The organism is Actinomadura logoneensis, assembly GCF_003428695.1.
Taxonomy (GTDB): Bacteria; Actinomycetota; Actinomycetes; order Streptosporangiales; family Streptosporangiaceae; genus Spirillospora; species Spirillospora logoneensis.
Window position 1 is genome coordinate 1 of the sequence record NZ_QURH01000335.1, and the last position, 22899, is coordinate 22899.

Below are 22899 nucleotides of genomic sequence, written 5' to 3' on the forward strand. Positions count from 1 at the left end.
GGTCAACGAAGGTCAGCCACCGCCTCGAACCGGACGGCCGCCCGTCTGCCCGCCCGGACGGCCGCCCGCCCGCCCGTCGGGCAGGCCGCCGGCTCCGGCTCGGATGCGGTCAGCCGAGGAGGTGGGAGTCGGCGAGCAGTTCGCCGATCTCGGTCTCGTTCAGCTTGCCCATCAGGCGCTTGCGGAGCACGTCCGGCAGCGGGAGCCGCAGCTCCTCGCCGTCCCGCAGCCGGCTGGTCGCGGCCAGCAGCGTGCGGACGTCGTAGGTGGAGGCGAACACCTCCGGGACGCCGCGCTCGATGTCGAGCAGCCGGTAGACCGCCTCCATCGGGGTCCGCACCGAGTACTCGGTCGTGAAGATGCAGTCCCGGGAGGACTCGGCGAACTGGCCGATGAACGCGAAGTTCACCGATCCCTCGGGCACGACGTCCGGCCGGTCGCCCGCCCGGCGCGGCATGAAGAACGACGTCACGTACGGCATCATCACCGGCACGGCCTTCGCGCCCGTGGCGGCCAGCTCGGGGATCTCCTCCTCCGGGACGCCGAGGTGGTACAGCCACTCCTGGACGATCTCCTCGCCCGTGCACTCCTGCATCGGCTTCTTGACGTAGTCGCCCGGGACGTCCACGAACAGCGAGTACAGCCACGCGACCACCTGGTCCTTGGGCTGCTGCTTGAAGTGCGGCTGGCGGTTGACCGTCCAGCTCAGCAGCCAGGACGAGTCCCGGACGGTGACGATGCCGCCGGTGACGACGCGTCCGCTGAACGGGTCGCGCTTGCAGATCCTCCGGATGTACTCGGGGATGCGCTCGTCCAGCGTGGTGACGGTCGCCGACTCCCACTTGGTCTGGGGGATGTGCGACCCGAACACGTCCGGACGGCCGAACGCCGGGTCCTTGGAGGCGATGCGCCGCCACAGGTCCCAGGCCGGGGCCGGGCCCTCCTTCAGCTTCGCGGGCGTGTGGTGGTCGCCGTTGTGGGAGTTCTCGGTCAGCGAGCCGATCGTCATGAACAGCAGGTCGTCCGGGCCGAGCTCGGTGCCGCCCTCGACGCCGTCGCGGATCCACCGGACGCCGGTCGCCTGCTTGCGGCCGGGCGCGCCCCCGGCGCCGGGCGCGAGGACGAAGTCGACGTCCACGACCTCGGTGCCGAACTCGAAGTTCACACCTTGGTCCAGCAGCCACTTGTAAAGCGGCAGTACCAGCGACTCGTACTGGTTGTACCGGGTGAACTTCAGGGCGGAGAAGTCGGGGAGCCCGCCGATGTGGTGGATGAAGCGGTGCAGGTAGAGCTTCATCTCCAGCGCGCCGTGCCATTCCTCGAAGGCGAACATGGTGCGCCAGTAGAGCCAGAAGTTGCTCTCCAGGAAATCCTTCCCGAAGACCTCGTCGATGCGCTTGCCCTCCATCTCCTCACGCGTGGCGAGGAAGACCTTGACCAGGTCCTTCTGCGCCCGGTCGCTGAGGGTGAACAGGCCGTCGGTGCGGGCGTCCCGGCCGCGCTTCTCGGTGACGCGCTGCAGGGAGTAGTTCGGGTCGTCCTTGTTGAGCCAGTAGAACTCGTCGAGGACGCTGGCGCCCTCCACCTCGATGGACGGGATGGAGCGGAACAGGTCCCAGAGGCACTCGAAATGGTCCTCCATCTCGCGCCCGCCCCGGACGACGAACCCCTTCTCGGGCTCCTTGATGCCGTCCAGCGCGCCGCCCGGCAGCCGCAGCCGCTCGAGGACGGTGATCCTGTCCCCGGCCATGTGGCCGTCCCGGATCAGGAACGCCGCGCCGGCCAGCGACGCGAGCCCGGCGCCCACGAACAGGGCGGTCTTGCCGTCCACGCCCGCCGGCTTGCGCGGCCGGGCGAACGCCTCGTAGTTCCCGCTGCTGTAGTACATGCTCTCCCCCGAAACGCGAAGTGTGACAATCCGAGTCCTACCCGTCGGTAACCTCGCGCGACACCAAGAAACCGCAGGTGTGGGCGACCTCTCAGTCCGCGGACGGCCGACCCGAGGGCTCCCGTGGCGGTCGCCGCCATCCGGGCGCATCGCCTGCCACCGCCGCCCGAACATGATCGGCCAGTGCCGGCGTCTCGGTAGGTTTCTGCCATGACTGCTGTGGTGATGAGCGAGGACGAGGCGGCCGACCTGGCCGGTGCGCTGTGCGGGATCGTCAGCGACTACCCCATGGACGACCCGAGGCGGACGCTCCAGGACTGCGCCGACCGGCTCGCCGCCGATCCGGGCGGCCCCGGCCGGGCGGGGCTCGTCGTGATCCTCAACGCCACGTCCCCGTACGCCGTCGCGCGGATCGAGTCGTCCGAGCTCCTCGCGGACATGGCCGCCGCGCTGCGCGCCGCCCTGCGGACCCTCGACGCCGACGCCTGCGACGGCGGCCACCCGCACGCCGAGAGCGCCCACTGGGACGCCGAGGAGGCCGTGACCGCCGGGGCCCGCCTGCTCACCGAGGAACACCGGGCGTACCTCGACCCCGACGAGTACGACGAGGAGTACGACCTCCCGCTGGAGGCGTGGACCTGCCCGAAGGCGCTGCACGCGATCGCCGCCGAGGGCGTGGAGGCGCTGGAGGAGGGGCTGCGCAGGCTGCGCGGCGAGGGGATCACCGACGGCCTCGACGAGCGGTACCTCGGCCCCGACGGACGCGTGGACGTGCGCCGGCTCGTCCAGGCCGGGCGCGCGTGGTGGCTCGGCATCGAGGCGTCGGCCGCCGGGCTGTGGACCGCGCGGCGGATCGTCTCCGGCGAGGCGGCCACCCCGCGCGACCGCCTCGCCCTCCTGCTCGCCCTCGGCGTGTGCGTCTCGGCCTGGCAGGAGGGCCTGGGCGACCCGTACCTGCCCGCGATGGAGGCCGCCATCGGGACCGTCGACCTCGCGGCAGGCGAGTCCCCGTGCCCGCACGGCGACGCCCCCCACCCGTGGGCCGCCACCGACCGCGGGGACCGTCCGTCCCTCGTCACCGCCCTCTTCACCCCGAACGATCCGTCCGCCGAGACCTTCGCCCTCTGGGCCTGCCCCCGCAACCTCGCCGACCTGGCCCGGGAATGCCTCGCGGACTTCGAATCCTGGCGCGCCATGCGCACGCACGAATGAAGGGACCAGCCCTGACGACAGAGGTCCCTTCGGCGACTGATCACGCGGACCTGGAACGTTCCCCCTTCTCCCGCGCGGGCTGCTAGCGTCACGCCCTTCCGACGGACAGGGAGATGGGCAAATCGTGGTGATCAGTCCGGAAGCCGGGGACGCGCTCCGGCGGCTCGACCGGCCGATGCGCTTGATCGTGACCGGTGGCGGCACCGGCGGGCACACCTACCCCGCGCTGACCGCGGTCCGCACGCTCCAGGCCGAGCTGGCGGCCTTCGGGGCGCCGCCCGCGCAGGTGCTGTGGGTGGGGCAGGCCGACAGCCTGGAGGCCCGCGTCGCGGCCGGTGACGGTATCGAGTTCGCCGCGGTGGCCACGGGGAAGATCCGCCGGAGCGCCAACCCGCTGCGGATGCTGTCGGCGGAGAACATCCGGGACATGTTCCGGGTTCCGCTCGGCGTGGTGCAGGCGTGGTCGGTCGTCGGACGGTTCCGGCCGGACGTCGTGCTCGCCACGGGCGGGTACGTGGCCGTGCCGGTGGGGCTCGCGGCGTGGATGCGGCGGCGTCCGCTCGTCGTGCACGAGCAGACCGTCCGGCTGGGGCTGACGAACCGCGCGCTCGCCCGGGTGGTGACGCGCATGGCGGTGTCGTCGGATTCGACGCTGCCGCTGCTGCCCGGTTCGGCCCGCGAGAACGCCGTGGTGACGGGCAACCCCGTCCGGCCGGAGGTCCTGGCGGGGCACCCGGGGAAGGGCGCGGCGGTGCTCGGCGTGGACGCGCGCGTGCCCACGGTGTACGTGACGGGCGGCGCGCAGGGGTCGCAGCAGCTCAACACGCTGGTCCTGGAGGTCCTGCCGTGGCTGCTGGAGCACGCCAACGTGGTGCACCAGTGCGGTCCGGCGAACGAGGACGCGCTCCGGCAGGCGACGGCGAACCTGCCGACCGCGCTCGCCGCCCGCTACCGCCTGGCCGGGTACGTCGGGCCGGAGCTGCCGGACATCCTGGCGCTCGCCGACGTCGTCGTCTCGCGCAGCGGCGCGGGCACCATCGCCGAGCTCACCGCGCTCGGGAAGGCGTCGGTGCTGATCCCGCTGGCCAGTTCGGCGGGCGGTGAGCAGGCGCACAACGCGCAGCACCTGGAGCGGTCCGGCGCGGCGGTGGCGCTCGTCGGCGAGGTCACGCCGCGCCACCTCGCCGACGCCGTCGGCCCCCTGCTGTACGACGCGGGCCGCCGCGCCGACATGGCCCACCGGGCGCGGGCCCTCGGCCGTCCCGACGCCGCCGCCCGCCTGGCCGACGTCGTCCTGGCGACGGCGCTGACCTGATCCGACCGCTCCGTTTCCGCCGCCGTTCCGGGCGTCGCCGACGCCTGGAACGGCGGTGCAGGAGAAAGACCCCGAACCCGCTTGTCCGCGGCCGAAGACTGCTCAAAACTTCCCAGAACCGAGATGACGGTCATGGGAAGGATGAGGGATTTGGCGAATGCATGGGCGACGAGCCTGTGGATCGACGTCGGTGCCGAGGAGGTGCACCGCGTGGGGTTCTCGTTCGACAAGCGGTCGGGCAGTCTGGTCATCACGGTCGACGGCGTTCCGGTCCGGCACCAGGTCGTCATGCTCTCGCTGCGGCTCACCCGCCGCTACGTCTTCCCCGTCGGCGTGCGCGAACGGCACCTGGTGAGGATCGAGAAGAAGCGGAAGCTCCTGCTCGCGGCGTTGCGTCCGCAGGAGATCCGGGTCTTCGTCGACGACAGGCTGGTCAGGACGGCGAACGTCTGACCCGCGCGTCCGGCGCCGGCCGGTGGGGCCGGGCTTCGGCGAGCCCGGCTCAGGCACCGCGTACGGTCGGCCCGTGACCGACCGGTGGTGCTCCGCCCCGCTCCCGCGGGGGAGTGCCGCGGGGGCGCCGCCAGCCGCAGCGCGACGGACTCGGCCGTGGGGTCGGCCAGGACTTGTGCACGTCCGTCAGGGTGACGATCCCGCGGTCGCCCGCCGTGTCGGCGGGCGCCCGGTCGGGGGACGGCACTGAGGTACTTCGGTTCCAGAACAAGCTTCCGCCTTCTCGGTGGCCAGGGGGACGGGGCACATGGCCCCGCCGACAGAAGCTAGGCCGTCCGCCGTCCCCGCGCCTCCGGGACGGACCCTGAGATCGTCCCTGACGCGCCCCCGACCCCACCCCTCACGGTTCGAGACCGGCCGGGAGGTTCCGCCGCACGAGGTCGAGCCGCGTCTGGAGAACGTCCCAGGGGAAGGAGCCCTCGCTCGCGCCGGGGGAGTCGGGGGCGGGAAGGCGTGCCGGGTCGAGGATGACGTGGACGCCCCAGGCGCGGAGTTCGGCCACGTTGCGCTCGAAGACGGGGTGGCGGGCGAGGGCGGCGTTGGGCCAGGGCACGGCGACGATCGGACGGCCGAGCCCGACGGCCTCGTTGAGCAGGCCCAGGGCGAGGGTGTCGCTGATGCCCTGCGCCCACTTGTTGACCGTGTTGAAGGTGGCCGGGACGACGGCGAACGCGTCGGCGGGCGGGAGCACGTCGGGCTCCTCGGGCCGCTTGTAGTCGTTCCGGACCGGGAAGCCGGTGAGTTCGCGCAGCTCGTCGCGCGGGATGAACTTCGTGCCGGACGGAGTGGCGACGACGCACACCGTCCATCCGTCCGCCTGGAGGCGGGGGACGAGGCCCGCCAGGTCGGCGGCGGGCCGTCCGCCACACGCGATCAGGTACAGCACCGGTCCGTCGGGCACGGGTCCTCCGCTCGTCGCCATGGGCAAGGCGACCAGCCTGCCACCCGCGCGGTTCACCTCACGGGCCGCCCCGCTCGGACCAGTGGGATCATCGAGCGTGGTCAGCACCGTCGAGCAGCTTCGCAAACTGCTCGCCCCCTTGGACGCCGACGAGTCCGCGCGGAACTTCCGCCGCGTCTCGGTGGACGCCGCACCCTCCGACCCCGCCGCGTCTTTCGACCTCGCCGTGCCCCTGCACGCGCTCATCGCCGCCGGTGGGATCGCCGCGCGTCCCCCTTCGTTCCCGAGGAGGAAGGCGAGCGTTCCCAGCTCCTCCGTCCGAGGTCTCGCCTCCGAACTCGACCCCGTCGAGCTGCCCGCCGACGTGCTCCTGTCGGTGCTGGTCAGCACCTGCAGGGTGTCCCTGGCCTATGGCTTTTTGCTTGGGCCGTGGACTCGGGAGGCGGCGCGTTCGCGCCTCGGCAGGGTGCTCAAGCTGCTGGGCCCGGAGGCCCGCTGGTGGAGCAACGTCGCCTTCGACGACCCCGGCGAATGGCGGTCTCTGCGCCGTCCCCGATGCTATTCCTGGCGTCCGGTGACCGGCCACACCTTCGATCACGTGCTCATCGGCGCGGGCGCGGGAGCCCAGGTGACCGTCCTGGCCTTCGCCGACGACTGACCGGGAAGAGGCGGCGCGGCGACGTGACCAGGACGGCGGCCAGAGGTCAGTGCGCCATGCCGGGGATGCCGTCGGCGTAGGCGGAGCCGTAGGCGCGGGTGGCCATGCGCTCGGCGGTCTCGAACCAGGCGCGGATGCCTTCAACGGACGGACGGGGCATCGCCGCGTGGCCCTCCTGGATGCGGTCCAGGGCGGCGTTCGCGCGGACGCGGAGGGCGTCCAGGTCGTGCCCGACGAGCTTGCCGTGCCGCTTGCGGACCTCGCCGTCCACCAGCACGGTGTCGACGTCGGCGGCGGTGGACTGCAGCACCACCGAACCCACGGGGTTGCTGGAGCGGACGAGGTCCATCCGCGGCCGGACGACGATCAGGTCGGCCTTCTTCCCGGGCGTGAGCGAACCGATCCGGTCGCCGAGTCCGAGGGTGGCGGCGCCGTCGCGGGTGCCCCAGGCGAGGGCGTCGCGGACGGTCAGGTCGATCGTCCAGGGCATGGTGCCGGTGCGGTGCGCGCGGTCGTTGTCGAGCATCCGCTGCGTCTGGAGGCCGAGGCGCATCTGGGAGAACAGGTCGCCGGAGCCGACCGCGACGATGTCGGTGCTGACGCCGGGCGCGATCCCGGCGTCCATGGCCGCCCGGAAGGGCGGGAAGCCCATGCCCATCTGCATCTCGGTCTCGGGCGCGATGGTGACGCGCGCTCCGGTGTCGGCGAGCAGGCGCCACTCCTGCGGGTCGAGCGCCGGGCAGTGGATGTGCACGTGGCCGGGGCGCAGCAGGCCGTGGTCGTTCAGCTCGCGCAGGCCCTTGAGCAGGATGGACCCGGTCGCGGCGGCGGTGTGGGAGGCGACCAGGACGTCCAGGTCGGCGGCGGCGCGGATCTCGGCGGCGGTGTGCTCGAACGGCAGCGTCCCGAAGTCGCTGAGCAGGACGCCCGCGGTGACGGTCGCGGAGTCGTCGGCGAGGACGCCGCGGACGCGGGCGAGGTCGGCGAGCCGGTCGGCGTGCCCGGTGAACGGGGTGGGGGAGTAGTCGTAGCGCTGCATCCCGTAGGCGTAGACGGCGCGGATCCCGGCCTCGCGCAGCGAGGCGATCGCGGCGTCGGCGTGCTCGGGGGTGTTCACGCAGTCCGCGCAGTCCATGATCGTGGTGACGCCGGCGTCCAGCGCCTCCAGCGCCCCGACCAGCGCGGCCGTGCCGAGGTCGGCGGCGGTGAGGAACGACCCGGTGCCGTAGAAGGTGGTGGCCAGGAACTCCGGCAGCGACTGGTCGGCGGAGAGCGCCCGCATCAGCGACATCCAGGTGTGCCGGTGCGAGTCGACCATCCCCGGCAGGACCAGGCCGCCGCGCGCGTCGATGACCTCGGCGTCCACGCCCGCGAACTCGGCGGCGTCCCGGGCGACGGCGGCGATCCGGTCGCCCTCGATGAGCACGGCGCCGTTCTCGTGGTCACCGAGCTGCTCGTCCATGGTGATGACGTGGCCGCCGGTGACGACGGTACGGGCGTTGCTCATGGGCGCTACCTCCGGTGACGGGGATTCGGCGGAACGGGTTCGCCCATGCTGCGCCGGTCGGACCGGCCGCGCCAATGCCATTACGGGCCGGGGGTATGGCCGTCCGGCCATACCCCTATGCGTGGGGGCCGTGCCGAGCACGCCATAGCCGTTCGGTTATGCCTGCTCAGAGGATCGGTATTTGCCGGTGATGCCCCAGGCCACAAGGCTGATACCGAGGAGGGGTACATATGAAGACCATGCGCCTGAACGGTCACGACATCGACTTCGACGTCACCGGAGAGGCCCCGGAGCATCCGACCCTGCTGCTGCTCAGCGGCTGGTGCCAGGACCACCGGCTGTTCGACCGCGTGCTGCCGGTTCTCGCCGCCGAGCGCCGGGTGGTCCGGATGGACTGGCGGGGCCACGGGGCGCAGCGCACCGTGGCGGGCGACTTCGGCCCGGACGAGATGGCGGACGACGCCGTCGCGCTGCTCCGCGAACTGGGCGAGACCAGCGTCGTCCCGGTCTCCACCTCGCACGGCGGCTGGGCCAACCTGGAGATGGCCGACCGGCTCGGCGCCGCCGCCGCGCCGCGCGTCGTCGTGGTGGACTGGCTCGTACGCCGTCCCGCCCCGGAGTTCCTGCGCGACCTGCGCGCCGGATACCACCCCGACACCTGGCGGCAGGGACGGCAGGCGCTGTTCGACACCTGGCTCGACCAGGCCGACAGCCCCGAGGTCGTGCACCACCTGAACGAGGAGATGGCCGGTTTCGACGCCGAGATGTGGACCCGCTCGTGCCGCGTCATCGAGGCCGCCTACCAGCGGTGGGGCTCGCCGCTGGAGCGGATGCTCGCCCTGGCCGAGCCGCGCCCCGTCGCGCACCTGTACTCGCAGCCGTCCACCCCGGAGCACCACCGGGAGCAGCGCGAGTTCAGCGCCGGGAACCCCTGGTTCCAGCCGCGCTGGCTGGGCGGCCCCACCCATTTCCCGACGCTGGACTCGCCCGAGGTGATCTCCGAGGCGATCCTCGCGTTCGCCGCCGGGGCGCGCCGCTGAGCCCGCCGTCCCGGACACGCTGAAGGCGGGCGGCACCATGTGCCGCCCGCCTTTCGCATGGGGGTCAGAACCAGTCGCCGGGACGTGCCCAGGTGAGGAACTCCTCCTGGAATCCGGTCGGGACCGGCTCGGCCTCGGTGACGGTGTAGCCGCCCCGGTAGAACAGCAGCGGACGGCCGGCGGTCCCGGTGCCGAGGGCCGTCACCCGCCCGACGACGATGTCGTGGTCACCGCCCTCGTGGACGGTCTCCAGCGTGCAGTCCAGCCACGCCAGCGCGGAGTCCAGCAGCGGAGCCCCGCCCGCCGACCGCCGCCATCCGGTCGTTGCGAACTTGTCCGGGCCGCTCCGTCCGAACACCGCGCACACCTCCCGCTGGGCCTCGGTGAGGACGTTCACCGCGAACCGGCCCGCCCGCCGGATCACCGGCCAGGTCCGGGACGTCCGCGCGGGGCAGAACAGGATCAGCGGCGGGTCCAGCGACAACGCGGAGAACGACTGGCAGGCGAACCCGGCGGGGACGTCGCTGTCCATCGCCGTGATGATCACCACCCCGGTGCAGAAGTGCCCGAGGACCTGGCGGAACGTCGAGGCGTCGGTCGGATCAGGGGTCGGCTCGGCGGTCGGATCGGCGGTCGGCACGATGGCGCGAGGCGCGTTCGCGGCGGCGGACGGGTGGCTCATGACGGCCTCCTGGGGTGAGCGGGGTCAGAGCATTCCGGCGGTGATCTGCTCGCCGAACTCGCCGTCGCCGAACAGCTTCAGCGCGGCCTCCGGGTCGTTCGCCACGTGCACGCGGGCGGCGTGCGCGTCCCGCCAGAACCGCTGGATCGGGGTGCCCTCGGCCAGCGCGGACGCGCCGGAGCTCTCGAACAGCCGGTCCACGGCGGCGATCGCGCGCTCGCCCGCCCGCACCTGGTCGCGGCGCAGCCGCAGCCGCAGCGAGGTCGGGACGGGACGGCCCGCCTTCGCGGTGTCGAGGACCGCGGTGATGTTGTGGGTGAGCTGGAGCCACGCCGCGTCGATCTCGCTGCCCGCCTCGGCGACCCGGACCTTGGCGAACGGGTCGTCCTTGGCCTTCGCGCCGCCGAACGCGCGCACCCGCGACCGCTGGTGCTCGACGTGCGCGTGGTAGGCCCCGGCCGCCATCCCGACCAGCGGCGTCGTGATGGTGGTCGTCATCATCGAGTAGAGCGGCACCTTGTAGAGCGGCGCGGTGTTGACCTCCTGGCCGGGGCATTCGCAGGCGTAGGAGTCGGCGAACGACAGCACCCGGTGGGCGGGGACGAACACGTCCTCCATGACGATGTCGTTGCTGCCCGTCCCGCGCAGCCCGACCGTCCGCCAGACGTCGTTGACCTGGTAGTCCGAGGCCGGGACCAGGAACGCCACCCAGTCGGTGGGCTTGCCGTCAGCGTCCATGACGAGCCCGCCGACGATCGCCGCGCCGGCGTGGTCGACGCCCGAGGAGAAGTTCCACGTGCCCGACAGGCGGTACCCGCCGTCCACCCGTGTCGCCCGCCCGATCGGCGCGTAGGCGGACGAGACGAGGGTCCCCGGGTCGTCGCCCCAGATGTCGTCCTGCGCCTGCTCGGGGAAGGTCGCGACGTGCCAGGCGTGCGCGCCGAGCACGGAGGCGACCCAGCCCGTCGAGCCGCAGGCGCTCGCGATCGTCTTCACGGCCGTGTAGAAGGGCACGAGGTCGGACTCGTACCCGCCGTAGCGCTTCGGCTGGAGCAGCCGGAAGAACCCCGTCTCGCGGAGCAGCCGGATGGTGTCGTCCGGCACCCGGCGCGCGTCCTCGGTCTCCTGGGCGCGTTCGCGCAGCGTCGGCACCAGTTCGCGGACGGCTTCCAGAACCTGATCGCTCATGGGTGGGGTTCCCCTCTCGTCGGCACACGGGACCGGACCACGTCCTGGTCGCGGCGGGTGCCCCGATGGTGGGATACCGGCAGGAGGTAGGGGTAATGCCGCTTTCAGCGGGCGGTATACCCGCCGACGCATAGGAGCCAGCTCAGGCTATGTCCGCCGCCGTCTCATCCGCCCGTCCACCGACGAGAAGAACGCCCCTCGCCCCACCGGCCGGTGGGGCGAGGGGCGTTCTTTCGGTCTCAGAGGTTCTTGAGGATCCGGGTGAGGTTTTCGAGGCTCTTGCGCGTTCTTGAGGATCCGGGTGAGGTTTTCGAGGCTCTTGCGCGGCAGGGTCAGGCAGGAAGCGTCAGGGGCCTTGCTGTCCCGCACACCGATGAGGGACGCGAGCGCCCCGAGTTCGATGCAGTCTCCGCCGTTCTCGCCGCTACGGCTGCTCTTTCTCCACTGCGGACGGTGTTGGCTCATCCCTACTGGCCTTCCTCATAACTCGTTCGGCAAGCAACAAATTGTCGGTACCCGAGTTTCCGCCCCTCTAGTCGCCGCAGCACACAGGGGCGCACGGCAACGGTGAGCGAGGGGCGCGCGGATGTCAGAGGTGCTTGATGACCTCGGTGAGGGCTGCGAGGTTGTCGCGAGTCATGGTCAGGCGGGGACCGTCGGGGTCCTTGCTGTCACGGACGCCGACGGAAGGCGTGAGGTCAGCGATTTCGATGCAGGCCCCGCCATTGTCTCCGCTGTAGCTGCTCTTGCGCCACATGAGCATCTCGGCCTTCATAGTGCCTCAATCTCTTTCTGGATCACGTCGAGTGACTGGTTTTCCGGGAGTGCCTTGGACTGAAGCTTCCTAAGTGCCTCCGACAGGCTGCTGAGGTCGTCACGGGCGTCGGTCGTAATGCCTCGGACCGTAGTTTCCAAATATGCTACCTGGGAGCGATCCGGCAAGGTGGCCAGACCAAACGCTCCTCCGATCGCGACCGGGCGGCCGAAGTACGTCACGACCTGCAGTGAGATGTTCGGGCGCTCCGCCAGCGCGACGAGGTGTTGCAGTTGCTCCTGCATGGTCGCGCGAGTGCCGACAGGGTAGGTGAGCGCTGCCCGGGTCAGCAGCACGGTGAGGGGGATCGGTGGTGGGTCATCTCGCGTCAGGATCTCTTGGCGTTCGAGTCGGCTCTTGACGGCTGTCTCGCTCGTAAGGAACTCCCGCGCGTACGACTCGGTCTGGAGGAGTCCGGGGATGATCATCGGTTCCCACCAGACGAGGGATTCCGCTTCGCCCTCGATCGCGGACCAGTCCGCGAACCAGCCCGGGACGGGACTGCCGTCTTTGTAGAGGTCTTCCCACAGCTCCAGGAGCGCCCCGTTCGCTCCGGTCATCTGGTCGGCGATCATCGCGAAATCGCGCTTGCACGCCTTCTTGCCGTTTTCCACCTGTGAGACGAAAGATGCGCTTACGTGCGTGCGCCCGGCTATGGCATCTTGTGTGATGCTTGCCCGATTTCTGTGGCGCTTCATCTGGCTGCCGAACGCCTTGAGGGCGGGCTCTGACGTGGGGCGTTGCCGTCGAGGGGACATGATCACACTCCCTTAACCCAGGTAACCAGATTTGTTTTGTGCTTCACACTTCTGCACTCTTCGAGCTGGTTCATTGCGAGTGTAACCGGTCAGGGATTATCAACGGGAGGACACGCGAAAATTCCTTGGAGAGGAAGGGTGACCGGCATGCCTGTGCAGATCACGCCGTGCAGCCCGACGCCTCAGTTGGCGATCGACCGAGACGATCAGGAAGGGGTCAAAGGTGCGCGGGATTTCCTGAGTGATCTGCTGCAGGCGCTCGGCGTCGGCGATGTGGAGGTGATCTACATCGGCAAGACGATCGCGACGGAACTGATCACCAATGCCGTGCGGCACACGGCGACCGCCAGCGTCCTCATGCGCGTGTACGTCGGGGAGGACGGGCGTCCGGTGATCGAGGTCGAGGACGACAGCGACGCGCGGCCGAGGGCCAGGCCCCTCACCCTGGACGAGTCGTCGGGGCGCGGCCTCGCTCTCGTCGAGGGGCTGGCCGCGTGCTGGGGGTGGGCGCTCCGCGAGGGCGGCGGCAAGATCGTCTGGGCCGTCCTGGACGTGGTGGTCCCGTGACCGCGACGAGCGGCACCACGTCGAGCGGCACCACATCGACCGGCACCACATCGACCGGCACCGCGTCGTCCGCGTCGGCGCGCGCCCTCGTCCTCGTCATGCTCCGGCAGATGTTCCCCGCGTGGGACATCCGCCTGTGCGACCGGGGCATCTGGCGCGCCGAAGGGCCGATCCTCATCTCGGCCAGCTCGTGCGACGGGCTGGTCCAGGCCCTCGGCGACGCCGACCCCGAGGCTCTCGCGGCGGTGCTGGAGGAGCTGCGTCCGCCCATCTAGACAGGGAGGCCGGCGAGGGTCCGCACCCGCCCGCGTCGACCCCGTCGGCCTCCCGCCATGCCGTCCGGCTCCCTCATACGCGCACGTCACCCGCATGACCGGGGACGTGCGCCGGGGGAGCGGTCGCGGTTACCAGGGGTGGGGGCCGTCGTCGGAGAAGAAGGCTCCGGTCGGGCCGTCCTCGCCGAGCGTCGCCGCCCAGACGGCGGGGGCCGCGCCCTGGGCGGCGGTGCGGACACCCTGGTGGCCGTTCATGTCGGTGGCGCAGTAGCCCGGGTTGACGGCGTTCACTTTGATCCCGGTGTCCGCCAGCTCCTTGGCGTAGCAGACGGTGATCATGTTCACGGCCGCCTTGGACGAGTTGTACGCGAGGAGGTTGACCTCGCGGAACGGCGATGCGGGGTCGGTGTTCAGCGCGAGCGAGCCCAGTTCGCTCGACACGTTGACGACGCGTCCGGCAGGGGACCTCCGCAGCAGCGGCAGCATCGCGTTGGTGACCGTGACGACGCCGAAGACGTTCGGCTCGTACGTCCGGCGCAGCAACTCCGCGGACGTGTCGCTCGGGGCGGCGCGCGTCAGGGAGACGCCCGCGTTGTTGACGAGCGCGTCCAGACGGCCGTACTCGCCGTCGATCCAGGCGGCGGCCGACCTGACGCTCGTCTCGTCGGTCACGTCGATCCGGACGAACCGCGCCTCCACGCCCTCGTCGCGGAGCGCGCGCTCGGCGGCGCGTCCGCGCTCCTCGTCGCGCGCGCCGACCAGCACGGTCCCGCCGATGCGGCGGGCGGTCTCGAAGCCGATGCCCTTGTTCGCACCGGTGATGAGTGAGATTCGCATGGTGGGACTGTGCCGTCGTCCGCCCGGCGCGCGGGAGGGACCGGCCGAGGCTGGTACCGGCGGTCCCTCCTTGCGCTCTCGCGACCCGGCCCCGGCATACGGAATCCTTGGACGCGTGGACAGGCGGGGATTGGCGGTGTTCCTCCGTGACCGGCGCGCGAAGGTGCGGCCGGAGGACGCCGGGCTGCCGGAGGGGACGCGCCGGCGCACCCCCGGCCTGCGCCGCGCGGAGGTCGCCCACCTCGCGGGCATCTCGGTGGACTACTACATCCGGTTGGAGCAGGCGCGCGGCCCGCGTCCGTCCCGGCAGGTCCTGGGCGCGCTGGCGAGGGCGCTGCGCCTGGCCGACGACGAGCGGACGTACCTGTACCACCTGGCGGACGAGCGGCCCGACCTGCCCGCAGGCCCTCCGCAGGAGGTGCCGCAGGGCGTGCTGCGGATGCTCGACCGCCTCGACGGGACGCCCGCCTACGTCATGGACGCCAAGTACGACGTCCTGGCCTGGAACGACCTGGCCGCCGCGCTCATCCGGGACTTCGCCGCGCAGTCCCCGCGCGACCGCAACATCATCCGGCGCATCTGCCGCGACGGCGGCCACGACGAGCGGTTCGTGCGCGACTGCCTCGCCGACCTGAGGGCCACGGCCGCGAAGTACCCGTCCGACCCGGGCGTCCGGGAACTCGTCGCCGAGGTGAACGCCGTCCCCGGACTCGCGGCGATGTGGGACGAGCGGGAGGTCCGCGTCCGCCGCAGCTCCCGCAAGCGGATCGACCACCCCCTCGTGGGCACGGTCGAGCTGGACGTGGACTACCTCGTCGTCCCCGAGTGCGACCAGCGGGTCGTCCTCTACACGGCCGCCCCGGACACTCCGTCCCACGAGGCGTTGCGGCGGCTCAGGACGGTCGGCGCCCGCCGCTGACCGGGTCAGAAACCGATCGCCTCGCGGAGCAGCAGGACCGTGCCGCGCCCGGGGACGTACTCGCCGTTGAGGATGAGCAGGCGGTTGACGGCGCTGGGCTGCCCGTAGACCTTCATCGCGCGGACGTTCTCCAGCGGAAGGCAGTGCTCCTCGACGCGGCGCAGCGCGGTGGCCAGATCGGGGACGATCTTCTGCCCGCCGACGACCCAGATCGCGCGGGCGGCGCCGCCCGCGTAACCGGGGAGCTGGCTCCCGCTGCCCGAAGCGATCACGAGGGAGCCGGTCTCGGTGACCGCGTGGACGCTGCCCACGGTGACGTCCGGGCTCGCGTACACGCGGCGGATCTCGTCCCCCTGGGAGGCGCGGTCCATGGCCAGGCCGCGCGGCTTGACGGCGTCGTACCGCCCGCTCACGTTGATGTCCTTCTCGATCCCCGACAGCCGAAGGGTCTCGCTGGCCCCGGTGAACACGCTCGCGCCCTCGGGGATCAGCTCCGCGATCCGGACGCGCGCGGCGGCGACGTCGTCGAGGACCTCCACGGTGAAGCCGTTGGCGGTCAGCGCGGTGGCCGCCCGCTCCAGGCGCTGCGCGGTCGCCGGGGTGGAGAAGGGGGTTGCCTGCTGTGCGGTGGTCATGATGCTCCTGTTCGCTGGATGATGTGCCGTCTCGGCGGGTCCGACCGGACGGCGGCGCGGATTGTCAGGTCCGGCGCCGAACCTGACGTTCCGGCGGGCCGTCCGGTCGTACCGGGTGAAGACCGTGCGAACGAAGGAGCCGTCGGCGCCATGACCCACCCCTCCACGCCAGACCAGCCCGACACCAGCCTGGACGCGGTCATGCGCGAGCGCCGCCGGCTCATCAACGTCGCCTACCGGCTGCTGGGCTCCCTGGCCGAGGCCGAGGACGCAGTCCAGGAGACCTACACCCGCTGGTACACCATGTCCCGGGAGCAGCAGGACGCCATCAAGACGCCCGGCGCATGGCTCACCACGGTCGTCAGTCGAATCTGCCTCACCCAGCTCGGCTCGGCCCGCGCCCGCCGCGAGACCTACGTCGGCGAGTGGATCCCCGAGCCGCTGCCCGAGAGGGAGGACGGCACCGCCGACCCGGCCGACCGCATCACCCTGGACGAGTCGGTCAGCCTGGCCTTCCTGGTCGTCCTGGAGGAGATGACCCCGGCCGAGCGCGTCGCGTTCGTCCTGCACGACGTCTTCTGCCATTCCTTCGCCGAAGTGGCGGAGATCGTCGGCCGCAGCCCGGGGGCATGCCGCCAGCTCGCCTTCTCGGCCCGCCGCCGCGTCCAGGCCGCGCGGCCCTCCGGCACCCCGTCCGCCCGGCGCCGCGAGATCGTCCGCGAGTTCAGGCGAGCGTGGGACGCCCAGGACATCAACGCCCTCATCGGCCTGCTCGACCCCGACGCCAGGGCGGTCGCCGACGGCGGCGGACTCGCCGTCACCTTCCTGGAGCCGATCGAGGGCGCCGAGCGCATCGCCCACGCCTGGGCCGAACTCGCCGGCCGCAGGCCGCAGGACATGACGTTCCTGGAGCGCACCGTCAACGGCCACCCCGGCCTGGTGGCCCAGCAGAACGGCGTCACCGTCACGGTCTTCGCCTTCGACATCGCCGACGACCGCATCAAGAACATCTGGGTGGTCCGCAACCCCGAGAAACTCCGCCCCTGGACCCCCGCCTGACCACCCGACGCAACTCTTGATCACTTCAAGGGTTGTCGGTATAAAGAGATCGTGCGGGACGAGACGGACGAGGACCGGTTCTTCCGGGAGATGGGCGGGGCGTGGGCCGAGGTGCGGCAGGCGTTCGCGCGGCACGTCGGGCTGAGCGCGCACCGCGTGCGGTTGCTCGTTCGGCTGCGACGGCAGGGCGAGACCAGCCACAGCGACCTGCGGCAGGCGCTCGGCATCGACGGCGCGTCCGTCACCCGGCTGGTCAAGGAGCTGGAGGGGGAGGGGCTGGCCCGGCGCCGCCTCGACCCGTACGACAACCGCTACACCCTGGCCGCCCTGACTCCCGAGGGGGAGCGGGCCGCCGCCGACCTGGAACGAGCCCACCAGGCGTACCAGGAACGTCTGCTGGAGGGCGTCTCCCCGGACGAGCGGGAGGTCGTGCTGCGGGTGCTGCGGCGCGTCCGGACCAACATCACCGAGCAGGGGGAACGATGAACGACGACGCGCGGGCCGTGGCCGAGGCCATGTACACGGCCTTCAACACGCACGACCACCAAGCCGCCCACGACATCTTCACACCGGACTTCTACAGCCATCCGATGGACGCGACCGGGCCGGAGAGCGTCGCCCGGCGCTGGCGGCAGATGCACGAGGCGTTCCCCGACCTCAGCGTCACCGTCGAGGACATGGTGGTCGAGGGCGACACCGTCGCCGTCCGCACGAGCGTGCGGGGCGTGCCGGGGCAGTCGCCCACGATGATGGAGATCTTCCGGGTCCGGGACGGGCGCATCGCAGAGCTGTGGGGGCTCTCCTCGATGAGCCGCTGACCGGCCCCGGCGGACCGGGGCCGGTCGGCGAGCGGGCGTCAGAGCCAGGCGGCCAGGCGGTCCAGGAAGGTCGCCGCCACCGGCGGGCGCGGCTCGGCGAGGACGCCCAGGTGGAAGACGTGCGGCATGCCGTCGTAGACGTCCAGGGTGACCTCGACGCCCGCCTCGGCCGCCGCCTCGGCGTAACGGCGGGAGTCGTCCAGCAGCGCCTCGTTGCCGCCCGCCACGAGCAGCATCCGCGGCAGGCCGGTCAGGTCGCCGTGCAGCGGCGACTGGGGCGCCCGGTCGTTCGGCAGTCCGCCCAGGTACTGGCCGACGATGTGCTCCATCACCTCCCGCGTGACGGCGTCCCGGCCCGCCGGGGCGTCGATCGACGGGCTCGTGACCGTGAAGTCGGTGGGCGCGGAGACCGCGACCACCCCGCCCGGCAGGGGCACGCCCTCGTCCCGGAGCGTGGGCAGCGCCTCCAGGATGAGCGTCGCGCCGGCCGACTCGCCGAAGAGGACCGTCCGCTCGGCCGGGACGCCCTCGGCGAGCAGCGCGCGGTAGGCGGAGACCAGCTCGTCGTGCGCGACGGGGAAGGTGTGCTCCGGCGCGAGCGAGTAGTCCAGGCCGAACGCGGGACGGTCCGCCGTCTTCGACAGGTGGTAGGCCAGCGGGCGCTCGAAGTCGGGCATCCGCATCTCGAAGCCGCCGCCGTGCACGTACAGCACGACGCCCGCCTCCCGAGCCGGACGGTGCGACGCGTCCACCCAGTGGCCCGGCACGGGCAGCGTGAACGGCGCGGTCGTCCCGGCGTCGGACGGCAGCGGCGGAGGGGAGGCGAACACCCCGGACAGCGCGGCGAACAGGGTGTCGTAGGTGTCGGGGCCGGTGACGCGGGCGCACGTCGGGCGGCCCTTCTTCTCCCGCAGGGTGTCCCAGAACGGGCGGAGCCCGCGTTCGTCCAGGTGGGCGGGCAGATCATCGGCGGGCAGGTGCACGCCGGTCGTCCGGACGGGGTGCAGCGCGACGACCGGGATGATCCGGGACGTCTTGCGCTGGTATTCGGCCCAGCCGGGGTCGGACGCGACGGCGCGGGCCCAGACCGCGTCCCGTTCGTCGCCCTGGAGGACGACCGCGTCGGCCTCCAGCGTGAACGGGCCGGTCTCGACGGTGACGCGCGGTTCGGCCGCCAGGTTGTGGAACCAGGCCGGATGCCGGTCGGCGCCGCCCGCCGAGGCGATCACCAGCAGGCGGTCCGGGTCGGCGAGGAAGGCGACGGGGGTGGTGTGCGGACGGCCGGTGCGCGCGCCGGTCGTGGTGAGCAGGACCAGGCGGGCCCCCTCGAACATGCCGCCCACGCGTCCGTGGTTGGCGCGGAACTCGTCGATGACCTGCTTCTGGAAATCGGCGAACGGTGTGGTCAAAACACTCCTCGTGCATGGAGAGAAAGAAACGGGGTCGGGTGGGCGCGCAGGCTCCGAGCCGCCCGGACGCGCGGGGACCGCCGAGGCGCATGAGCACGTCAGGGCGGGGAAAGCGCGCGAAATGGGCGGAGCGCAAGGCGGAAGCCCGGTACGGCGGGACGGAAAGCCCGGCGCCGGACGGGGCGGGCCGGAGCGCGGAAGGGTGGAGCACAGCGCGCGGCCGAGGCGCGTAGGCGTCGGCTGGACCGACGCGAGCGGCGTCGGCGCGAGACGGCTAGGTGCGTTCCATGCGGTAGACGGCCACCTGCATCATCCCCTTCGGGGTCTCCCGGTGCTCGCCCACTCGTGCGCGGCCTGGCCCGACGTCCTTCCGGGGCTCCTCTGCGCACGCCACGCGGCACCGGCGTCCATTCAACGCAAGATCGCCGGGGCGCGTCAAGCAGGGCGGCCCGGAACGTCCATGATCACTCCCTTGGTACCCCCGGGGGTATATGTGCTACGTTGGGGGCGTTCGGATACCCCCAGGGGTAAATGACGACCGCAAGGAGGCGGGATCGTGTTCTTCGTCGAGACCCTTGAACTCGAGGGCCTGGGCAACCGCAGCTATCTGGCCGGCGGCCCCCGCGCGGCGGTGGTCGTCGACCCGCCCCGCGACATCGACCAGGTGATCGCCGCCGCGGCGCGCCGCGGCGTCCGCGTCGCCTACGTCGCCGAGACGCACGTCCACAACGACTACGTCACCGGCGGCCTCGACCTGGCCCGGATCACCGGCGCCGGGTACCTCGTGCCCGCCGCCGCGGACGTCGCCTACGCGCGGCTCCCGGTCGCGGACGGCGACGAGATCGAACTGGACGAGGGGCTGGTGCTGCGCGCGGTCGCCACCCCCGGCCACACCCCGCACCACACCTCCTACGTCCTGGAGGAGGACGGACGGGCCGTGGCCGCCTTCACCGGCGGCTCCCTGCTGATCGGCTCGGTCGGACGGCCCGACCTGGTCGAGCCGCGCCTGACCGAGCGGCTGGCGCGGGCGCAGCACGCGTCGGTCCGGCGGCTGGCCGCCGAGCTCCCCGACGAGGTCCGGGTGCTGCCCACGCACGGCTTCGGCAGCTTCTGCTCGTCCACGCAGGCCGAGGGCGACTCCACGACCATCGGCGCCGAGCGCGCCCGCAACGCGGCGCTGACCAAGGACGTCGACACCTTCGTCGCCGAACTGCTCGCCGGCCTGGACGACGTCCCCGCCTACTACGCGCACATGGGCCCGCTGAACACCGCCGGCCCCGCGCCCGTGGACCTCACGCCGGTGCGCCGCGCCGACGCCGCCGAGATCGCCGCCCGGCTGGACGCGGGGGAGTGGGTCGTCGACCTGCGCAGCCGCGTCGCCTTCGCCGCCGGCCACGTCGCCGGATCGTTCAACTTCGAGGGCGACGGCAAGCTCGCCACCTACCTGCCCTGGCTGATCCCGTGGGGGCGGCCCGTCACGCTGCTCGCCGAGAACGCCGAGCAGATCGCGGACGCGCAGCGCGAGCTGGCACGGGTCGGCATCGACCGTCCGGCCGCCGCCGCGACCGGCGGCCCCGCCGACTGGCTGCCGGAGGGGGAGAAGCCGCGCTCCTTCCCGCGCGCCACGTTCGCCGAGCTCGCCGCCGTCCTGCGCGAGGGCGGGGAGCGGCCGGTCGTGCTGGACGTCCGCCGCGACTCCGAGCGGGAGCTCGGCCACGTCGAGGGCTCCGTCCACATCCCCATCCACGAGCTGCGGGGACGCATGGGCGAGCTCCCGGCGGGCCGCCCGGTGTGGGTGCACTGCGCGGGCGGGCTGCGCGCCGCGACGGCCGCGTCCCTGCTGGACGCCGCGGGCCGCGAGGTCGTGGCCGTGGACGACGGCTTCGAGTCCGCCGTGGACGCCGGACTCACCGTCACCGGCCCCGAGACCGAGCACTGACCTGGAACAGGAGGACATGGACATGATCTTCGAGAGGCTCTTCGGCTCCTCCGGCGGGAACCGGATCTCCCCCGAGCAGGCGCGTCGGCGCGTCGCGGACGGCGAGGCCGTCCTCCTCGACGTCCGCGAGGGGACCGAGTGGAAGGCCGGGCACGCGCCCGAGGCCGTCCACCTCCCGCTCAGCCGCCTGGCGTCCGGGGCCAAGCTGCCCGCCGCCGCGCGGAACAAGCCGGTCGTGGTGATCTGCCGCTCCGGCGGCCGGTCCCGGCAGGCCGCCCAGATCCTCGCGGGCCGCGGCGTGGACGCCGTGGACGTCGCGGGCGGCATGTCCGCCTGGGCGCGCGCGGGCCTTCCCGTGACCGGCCCCGGCGGCCGGCCCGGCACGGTGGCATGACGACGCTGATCCTGGCCCTCGGCTGCGGAGCCGCGGCGGGGCTGGTGCTGGGCGCGCTCGGCGCGGGGGGCAGCATGCTCACCGTGCCCGCGCTGGTCTACCTGCTGGGGTTCACCCCGGCGGACGCCACCACCGCCAGCCTCGTCATCGTCGCCGTGACCTCGCTCACCGCCCTGTACACGCACGCCCGCGCGGGCAACGTGCGCTGGAAGGCGGGGACGCTGTTCGCGGTGGCCGGGATCGTCCCCGCCGCGGTGGCCGGGCTCGCGGCGGGACACCTGCCGCAGCCCGTCCTCACCGCCGTCTTCGCCCTGGTCGCCGGCTTCGCGGCCGTCCGCATGATCCGCGCCACCACCGCCGCCAAGCCCGCGGACGAGACCGCTGGTGACACGGCGCCGGCCCCGGACGGGACCGAGACGGCCGAGGACGGGACCGCGACGGCCCCGGACGAGGCCGTGGCGAGCCCGGGGAAGGCCGCCGCGACGGGCGCCGGGCTCGGCGCGCTGACCGGTCTGCTCGGCGTCGGCGGGGGTTTCCTCGCCGTCCCGGCGCTGGTCGACCGGCTCGCCTTCCCCATGCGGGCGGCGATCGGCACGAGCCTCCTGGTCATCGCCGTGAACGCGCTGGCCTCGCTCGTGATGCGCGGCGCCGCCGCGTCCGCGCTCGACTGGGCGACGATCGTTCCGTTCACCGCCGCCGCGATCCTCGCCGCGCGGGACGGACGGCGCGTCGCCGGCAGGCTCTCCGGACGCCTGCTGCAGCGCGGCTTCGCCGTCACGCTGCTGGCCGTCGCGGCCCTGATGCTCGTGGACGCCCTGACCTGACGACCTTCGTGCCGCCGCCCGGGCGTCCGGCGGTCGCACGTGACACCCCCCTTGTCGGAATACCCCTGCCCGTATCCTACGGTGGGTCCGACACCCCGGAACGGAAAGAGATCACCACACATGGCCATCAACGCCATCACTCCCGAGCAGGCCCAGTCCCGCCTCGCCGAGCTGACCGTCGTCGACGTCCGCACCCCGGGCGAGTTCGCCTCCGGCCACCTCCCCGGCGCCTACAACGTCCCCCTGGACAGCCTCGACCGGGCCGTCGACGCCCTCCAGGCCGCCGCCGCGCGCGGTCCGCTGCTCGTGGTCTGCGCGTCCGGGGCCCGCTCCGGCCAGGCGTGCGAACGGCTCTCCGCGCTCGGCATCGAAGTGGCCACCCTGTCCGGCGGCACCCAGGCGTGGGCGCAGGGCGGGCGCGACGTCCACAAGCCCGGCGGTGGCCGCGCGGTCTGGGCGATGGACCGCCAGGTCCGGTTCACGGCCGGCTCCCTCGTGCTGGCCGGGGCCGTCGCCGGGGCGTTCTGGAAGCCCGCGCTGATCCTGTCCGGCGGCGTCGCCGCGGGGCTCGTCTACTCGGCGGTCACCAACACCTGCGCCATGGCCGCGATGCTCTCCAAGCTCCCGCACAACCGCCCCCGCACGGGCGACCTCGACGCCACCCTCGCCGCCCTCAAGGGCTGACGAACGGCCCGGGAACGAGAACGGGCGGCGGTGCGGGGCGTCCACCACGGGGCCCCGCACCGC

General features: G+C 72.5%; 26 protein-coding genes. 15 read left to right on the top strand and 11 right to left on the bottom strand.

The annotated features are described in order from the left end of the window. Window positions 1-109 precede the first annotated feature (109 nt). On the bottom strand, window positions 110-1888 hold the full coding sequence (locus DZF91_RS21800) for an oleate hydratase (protein ID WP_117359305.1): 1779 nt from the start codon (window positions 1886-1888) through the stop codon (window positions 110-112). Window positions 1889-2098: 210 nt separating this feature from the next. On the opposite strand from DZF91_RS21800, the gene DZF91_RS21805 reads away from it, so the two are divergent. The 3 genes from DZF91_RS21805 to DZF91_RS21815 all read left to right on the top strand — a co-directional run bounded on the left by DZF91_RS21805 (window position 2099) and on the right by DZF91_RS21815 (window position 4868). Then, window positions 2099-3100, top strand: coding sequence for a hypothetical protein (locus DZF91_RS21805; protein WP_147341255.1), 1002 nt, complete (start codon window positions 2099-2101; stop codon window positions 3098-3100). Window positions 3101-3275: 175 nt separating this feature from the next. Further along, entirely contained in the window at window positions 3276-4415 is a 1140-nt protein-coding gene (locus tag DZF91_RS21810; RefSeq protein WP_117359327.1) for a UDP-N-acetylglucosamine--N-acetylmuramyl-(pentapeptide) pyrophosphoryl-undecaprenol N-acetylglucosamine transferase, read from the top strand. A gap of 150 nt (window positions 4416-4565) precedes the next feature. Beyond that, window positions 4566-4868 carry a hypothetical protein gene (locus DZF91_RS21815; RefSeq protein WP_117359307.1) on the top strand — a complete coding sequence of 101 codons (303 nt, stop codon included), beginning with the start codon at window positions 4566-4568 and terminating at the stop codon, window positions 4866-4868. Window positions 4869-5268: 400 nt separating this feature from the next. Here the strand turns inward: DZF91_RS21815 and DZF91_RS21820 are convergent, their stop codons facing one another. Continuing rightward, window positions 5269-5829: a flavoprotein gene (locus DZF91_RS21820; protein ID WP_199486791.1), complete on the bottom strand. Its 561-nt coding sequence runs from the start codon at window positions 5827-5829 to the stop codon at window positions 5269-5271. Window positions 5830-5926: 97 nt separating this feature from the next. Here DZF91_RS21820 and DZF91_RS21825 point away from each other — a divergent pair, with 97 nt between their 5' ends. Continuing rightward, window positions 5927-6487: a hypothetical protein gene (locus tag DZF91_RS21825; RefSeq protein WP_117359309.1), complete on the top strand. Its 561-nt coding sequence runs from the start codon at window positions 5927-5929 to the stop codon at window positions 6485-6487. 46 nt (window positions 6488-6533) lie between these two features. On the opposite strand, the gene DZF91_RS21830 is transcribed toward DZF91_RS21825, so the two are convergent. Beyond that, the gene (locus tag DZF91_RS21830) at window positions 6534-7994 is read right to left on the bottom strand and encodes an amidohydrolase family protein (RefSeq protein ID WP_158588007.1); all 1461 of its coding nucleotides are present in this window, start codon (window positions 7992-7994) and stop codon (window positions 6534-6536) included. Window positions 7995-8224: 230 nt separating this feature from the next. Here DZF91_RS21830 and DZF91_RS21835 point away from each other — a divergent pair, with 230 nt between their 5' ends. After that, window positions 8225-9034, top strand: coding sequence for an alpha/beta fold hydrolase (locus tag DZF91_RS21835; RefSeq protein ID WP_117359311.1), 810 nt, complete (start codon window positions 8225-8227; stop codon window positions 9032-9034). A gap of 64 nt (window positions 9035-9098) precedes the next feature. Here DZF91_RS21835 and hsaB read toward each other — a convergent pair whose 3' ends face one another. From hsaB to DZF91_RS21860, 5 genes are all read right to left on the bottom strand, one after another. Continuing rightward, window positions 9099-9716: a 3-hydroxy-9,10-secoandrosta-1,3,5(10)-triene-9,17-dione monooxygenase reductase subunit gene (gene hsaB, locus DZF91_RS21840; RefSeq protein WP_117359312.1), complete on the bottom strand. Its 618-nt coding sequence runs from the start codon at window positions 9714-9716 to the stop codon at window positions 9099-9101. Between the two features lie 24 nt (window positions 9717-9740). Next, window positions 9741-10904: a 3-hydroxy-9,10-secoandrosta-1,3,5(10)-triene-9,17-dione monooxygenase oxygenase subunit gene (hsaA, locus tag DZF91_RS21845; protein ID WP_117359313.1), complete on the bottom strand. Its 1164-nt coding sequence runs from the start codon at window positions 10902-10904 to the stop codon at window positions 9741-9743. A 147-nt stretch (window positions 10905-11051) separates the two neighbouring features. Further along, window positions 11052-11369, bottom strand: coding sequence for a DUF397 domain-containing protein (locus DZF91_RS21850; protein WP_117359314.1), 318 nt, complete (start codon window positions 11367-11369; stop codon window positions 11052-11054). A 124-nt stretch (window positions 11370-11493) separates the two neighbouring features. Continuing rightward, window positions 11494-11679 carry a DUF397 domain-containing protein gene (locus tag DZF91_RS21855; RefSeq protein WP_199486792.1) on the bottom strand — a complete coding sequence of 62 codons (186 nt, stop codon included), beginning with the start codon at window positions 11677-11679 and terminating at the stop codon, window positions 11494-11496. Beyond that, on the bottom strand, window positions 11676-12476 hold the full coding sequence (locus tag DZF91_RS21860) for a helix-turn-helix domain-containing protein (RefSeq protein ID WP_147341256.1): 801 nt from the start codon (window positions 12474-12476) through the stop codon (window positions 11676-11678). Before DZF91_RS21860 ends, DZF91_RS21855 begins: the two co-directional genes overlap by 4 nt. Window positions 12477-12623: 147 nt before the next feature. Between DZF91_RS21860 and DZF91_RS21865 the strand changes: the two genes are divergently transcribed. Together DZF91_RS21865 and DZF91_RS21870 are read left to right on the top strand one after the other, a co-directional pair. Beyond that, on the top strand, window positions 12624-13043 hold the full coding sequence (locus DZF91_RS21865) for an ATP-binding protein (protein ID WP_117359316.1): 420 nt from the start codon (window positions 12624-12626) through the stop codon (window positions 13041-13043). Further along, window positions 13040-13318: a hypothetical protein gene (locus DZF91_RS21870; protein WP_117359317.1), complete on the top strand. Its 279-nt coding sequence runs from the start codon at window positions 13040-13042 to the stop codon at window positions 13316-13318. The genes DZF91_RS21865 and DZF91_RS21870 overlap by 4 nt, the downstream gene beginning before the upstream one ends. A 129-nt stretch (window positions 13319-13447) precedes the next feature. Here the strand turns inward: DZF91_RS21870 and DZF91_RS21875 are convergent, their stop codons facing one another. Continuing rightward, window positions 13448-14155, bottom strand: coding sequence for an SDR family oxidoreductase (locus DZF91_RS21875; RefSeq protein ID WP_117359318.1), 708 nt, complete (start codon window positions 14153-14155; stop codon window positions 13448-13450). Between the two features lie 136 nt (window positions 14156-14291). On the opposite strand from DZF91_RS21875, the gene DZF91_RS21880 reads away from it, so the two are divergent. Beyond that, complete coding sequence (locus DZF91_RS21880; protein WP_235834462.1) at window positions 14292-15074, top strand: helix-turn-helix transcriptional regulator; 783 nt, start codon at window positions 14292-14294, stop codon at window positions 15072-15074. Between the two features lie 5 nt (window positions 15075-15079). On the opposite strand, the gene DZF91_RS21885 is transcribed toward DZF91_RS21880, so the two are convergent. Further along, entirely contained in the window at window positions 15080-15709 is a 630-nt protein-coding gene (locus DZF91_RS21885) for an LUD domain-containing protein (RefSeq protein ID WP_117359320.1), read from the bottom strand. A gap of 150 nt (window positions 15710-15859) precedes the next feature. Here DZF91_RS21885 and sigJ point away from each other — a divergent pair, with 150 nt between their 5' ends. Genes sigJ through DZF91_RS21900 form a run of 3 tightly spaced genes read left to right on the top strand, consistent with a single transcriptional unit; the run spans window position 15860 to window position 17586 of the window. After that, window positions 15860-16768, top strand: a complete 909-nt coding sequence (gene sigJ, locus DZF91_RS21890) for an RNA polymerase sigma factor SigJ (RefSeq protein ID WP_117359321.1) — start codon at window positions 15860-15862, stop codon at window positions 16766-16768. A 51-nt stretch (window positions 16769-16819) separates the two neighbouring features. Then, window positions 16820-17254 carry a MarR family winged helix-turn-helix transcriptional regulator gene (locus DZF91_RS21895; RefSeq protein WP_199486793.1) on the top strand — a complete coding sequence of 145 codons (435 nt, stop codon included), beginning with the start codon at window positions 16820-16822 and terminating at the stop codon, window positions 17252-17254. Next, window positions 17251-17586 (top strand): ester cyclase, encoded by a 336-nt coding sequence (locus DZF91_RS21900; RefSeq protein WP_117359322.1) that lies wholly within the window; start codon window positions 17251-17253, stop codon window positions 17584-17586. The genes DZF91_RS21895 and DZF91_RS21900 overlap by 4 nt, the downstream gene beginning before the upstream one ends. 38 nt (window positions 17587-17624) lie before the next feature. On the opposite strand, the gene DZF91_RS21905 is transcribed toward DZF91_RS21900, so the two are convergent. Then, complete coding sequence (locus DZF91_RS21905; protein WP_235834463.1) at window positions 17625-18995, bottom strand: nitroreductase/quinone reductase family protein; 1371 nt, start codon at window positions 18993-18995, stop codon at window positions 17625-17627. 556 nt (window positions 18996-19551) lie between these two features. On the opposite strand from DZF91_RS21905, the gene DZF91_RS21910 reads away from it, so the two are divergent. From DZF91_RS21910 to DZF91_RS21925, 4 genes are all read left to right on the top strand, one after another. Then, a complete protein-coding gene (locus DZF91_RS21910) occupies window positions 19552-20934 on the top strand; it encodes an MBL fold metallo-hydrolase (protein ID WP_117359324.1) in 1383 nt (460 codons plus the stop codon). A 22-nt stretch (window positions 20935-20956) separates the two neighbouring features. Next, window positions 20957-21328: a rhodanese-like domain-containing protein gene (locus tag DZF91_RS21915; protein WP_117359330.1), complete on the top strand. Its 372-nt coding sequence runs from the start codon at window positions 20957-20959 to the stop codon at window positions 21326-21328. Continuing rightward, window positions 21325-22152, top strand: a complete 828-nt coding sequence (locus tag DZF91_RS21920) for a sulfite exporter TauE/SafE family protein (RefSeq protein ID WP_117359325.1) — start codon at window positions 21325-21327, stop codon at window positions 22150-22152. The genes DZF91_RS21915 and DZF91_RS21920 overlap by 4 nt, the downstream gene beginning before the upstream one ends. A 120-nt stretch (window positions 22153-22272) precedes the next feature. Continuing rightward, the gene (locus DZF91_RS21925) at window positions 22273-22836 is read left to right on the top strand and encodes a rhodanese-like domain-containing protein (RefSeq protein WP_117359326.1); all 564 of its coding nucleotides are present in this window, start codon (window positions 22273-22275) and stop codon (window positions 22834-22836) included. The last annotated feature ends 63 nt before the right edge of the window (window positions 22837-22899 follow it).

Bases quoted from the DNA above. Each gene is read 5' to 3' on its own strand.
- DZF91_RS21810 (WP_117359327.1), top strand. From the start codon at position 3,276: ATGCGCTTGATCGTGACCGGTGGCGGCACCGGCGGGCACACCTACCCC.
- hsaA (WP_117359313.1), bottom strand. From the start codon at position 10,904: ATGAGCGATCAGGTTCTGGAAGCCGTCCGCGAACTGGTGCCGACGCTG.
- sigJ (WP_117359321.1), top strand. From the start codon at position 15,860: ATGACCCACCCCTCCACGCCAGACCAGCCCGACACCAGCCTGGACGCG.
- DZF91_RS21855 (WP_199486792.1), bottom strand. From the start codon at position 11,679: ATGAAGGCCGAGATGCTCATGTGGCGCAAGAGCAGCTACAGCGGAGAC.
- DZF91_RS21865 (WP_117359316.1), top strand. From the start codon at position 12,624: ATGCCTGTGCAGATCACGCCGTGCAGCCCGACGCCTCAGTTGGCGATC.
- DZF91_RS21835 (WP_117359311.1), top strand. From the start codon at position 8,225: ATGAAGACCATGCGCCTGAACGGTCACGACATCGACTTCGACGTCACC.
- DZF91_RS21860 (WP_147341256.1), bottom strand. From the start codon at position 12,476: ATGTCCCCTCGACGGCAACGCCCCACGTCAGAGCCCGCCCTCAAGGCG.
- DZF91_RS21925 (WP_117359326.1), top strand. From the start codon at position 22,273: ATGGCCATCAACGCCATCACTCCCGAGCAGGCCCAGTCCCGCCTCGCC.
- DZF91_RS21800 (WP_117359305.1), bottom strand. From the start codon at position 1,888: ATGTACTACAGCAGCGGGAACTACGAGGCGTTCGCCCGGCCGCGCAAG.
- DZF91_RS21850 (WP_117359314.1), bottom strand. From the start codon at position 11,369: ATGAGCCAACACCGTCCGCAGTGGAGAAAGAGCAGCCGTAGCGGCGAG.
- DZF91_RS21805 (WP_147341255.1), top strand. From the start codon at position 2,099: ATGACTGCTGTGGTGATGAGCGAGGACGAGGCGGCCGACCTGGCCGGT.
- DZF91_RS21830 (WP_158588007.1), bottom strand. From the start codon at position 7,994: ATGAGCAACGCCCGTACCGTCGTCACCGGCGGCCACGTCATCACCATG.
- hsaB (WP_117359312.1), bottom strand. From the start codon at position 9,716: ATGAGCCACCCGTCCGCCGCCGCGAACGCGCCTCGCGCCATCGTGCCG.
- DZF91_RS21875 (WP_117359318.1), bottom strand. From the start codon at position 14,155: ATGCGAATCTCACTCATCACCGGTGCGAACAAGGGCATCGGCTTCGAG.
- DZF91_RS21900 (WP_117359322.1), top strand. From the start codon at position 17,251: ATGAACGACGACGCGCGGGCCGTGGCCGAGGCCATGTACACGGCCTTC.
- DZF91_RS21885 (WP_117359320.1), bottom strand. From the start codon at position 15,709: ATGACCACCGCACAGCAGGCAACCCCCTTCTCCACCCCGGCGACCGCG.
- DZF91_RS21920 (WP_117359325.1), top strand. From the start codon at position 21,325: ATGACGACGCTGATCCTGGCCCTCGGCTGCGGAGCCGCGGCGGGGCTG.
- DZF91_RS21915 (WP_117359330.1), top strand. From the start codon at position 20,957: ATGATCTTCGAGAGGCTCTTCGGCTCCTCCGGCGGGAACCGGATCTCC.